We start from the raw sequence: 1434 nt of genomic DNA, 5'->3' as shown, positions 1-1434 counted from the left end.
CGGCAGCATGCTGTCCTGGAGGGTCTCGGCGACACTCTCCTGGTACGTGTACATGCGGGCGTTGTCGAGCACGAGCCCGGCGCGGGCGGCCAGTTCGGCGCCGGTGACGCGGTCCATGTCGTTGAACTCGACGCGCTCCGGGTGGCGCAGCAGGATCATGAAGCCGAGGACCACGTGCCGGGCCTTGAGGGGCACGACCAGCATGGAGCGGCCGGTGATGAGGGGCCGGATGTCGCGCTTCTCGAACTGCGCGGCGATCATGTGTCCCAGCTGCTCGCTGATGCGGGGCACGAGGACGGGATCGCCGGTGGTCATGCACTGGAAGAACGGGGTGTCCGCCGGGAACGGCATGGCCTCGCCGACCGGCACGACGTCGTCCCAGCGGCCCGGCTCGTCCGTGTGCTCCAGCGCGACCCGGTGCCACATGGTGGTCGTGTCGGGCACGCCGTCGGGGAAGCCCTCGCCGGCGACGACCTGTTCGCGCAGATAGGTACCGGCCACGTCCGTGAAGCGCGGGACGACGGCCCGGCTGACCTCGACGATGGTGCGGGACAGATCGAGCGAGGTGCCGATGCGCCCGCTGACCTCGTTCAGGAACTCAAGGCGTTCCCGTACGGCCACGTATTCGAGGTCCACGCCGGGGCACACCCCAGTCCGGGGTGACGGGAACGCGGTCGTTCTGACTGAACTCCAGGATCGGATAGCCCAGTTCGAGGATCTGGGCGACGATGCGGGCGCTCTCCCCGACGCTCATGCTCGGCAGGATGTCGGGCAACCTGCGCGCAAGTTCCTCCGAGCCGGGAAAGTCGGTGTGCAGCGCGAATCCTGGCACGATGCGTTCCCCGGGCACGACGCGCTCCGCGGCCACCCGCTCGCCGGGGTCCTCGTGACGCAGTACGCCCGCGTCGGCGGCGAGGACCAACAACCGCTCGGGCCCCGGCCCCACCAACGGATACGCCCACCACAGGACGTCGATCCGGTCGTTGCCCCGCGCGGTCAGCCGCGCGCGGCCCGCCGCCGGGTAGGACAACCGCCCGTCGAGGGAGGATTCGAGGTCGGGCCCGAGCCCGTCGTACGCGGCGTACGCCCCGTAGTGCGCGCTCTCGTCGTCCTCGGGCAGCGCGCCGGAGACGGGCAGCAGATCGACGGCGGGACGGCCGACGGCCGCTTCCCTGGCGGTACCGAAGAGGCGCCGGGCGCCCCGGCTCCAGTGNNCGCCCGGTCCACCACGACCACGGCCAGCGGAATCCGTCCCGCCACGGGGCCGGGAGGTGTGCCGCTCTCGGTGCCACGGTCCATGACCCAGGCCCTCTCTCCCACGGTCCGCACGATCTAAGCCGCCACGACCACCACGGTACGTCCGCACCCGGTAGCCATGAGTGGCGTTCCCCCAATTACCCCCCCTCGCGGAGGCCGCGCCCCGTAAGGGGCGCG

1 pseudogene is annotated in these 1434 nt (G+C 71.4%); it reads right to left on the bottom strand.

What is annotated here, in order from left to right:
- Positions 1 to 1213 (bottom strand): annotated as a pseudogene (locus AOK01_RS15600) (GAF domain-containing protein); the annotation flags it as partial.
- Between the last annotated feature and the right edge of the window lie 221 nt (positions 1214 to 1434).

Source organism: Streptomyces aurantiacus, assembly GCF_001418335.1.
In the GTDB taxonomy this organism is placed as follows: Bacteria; Actinomycetota; Actinomycetes; order Streptomycetales; family Streptomycetaceae; genus Streptomyces; species Streptomyces aurantiacus.
The sequence above is the reverse complement of the archived record's forward strand: the minus strand, read 5'-3'. Positions and strand labels throughout refer to the sequence as shown.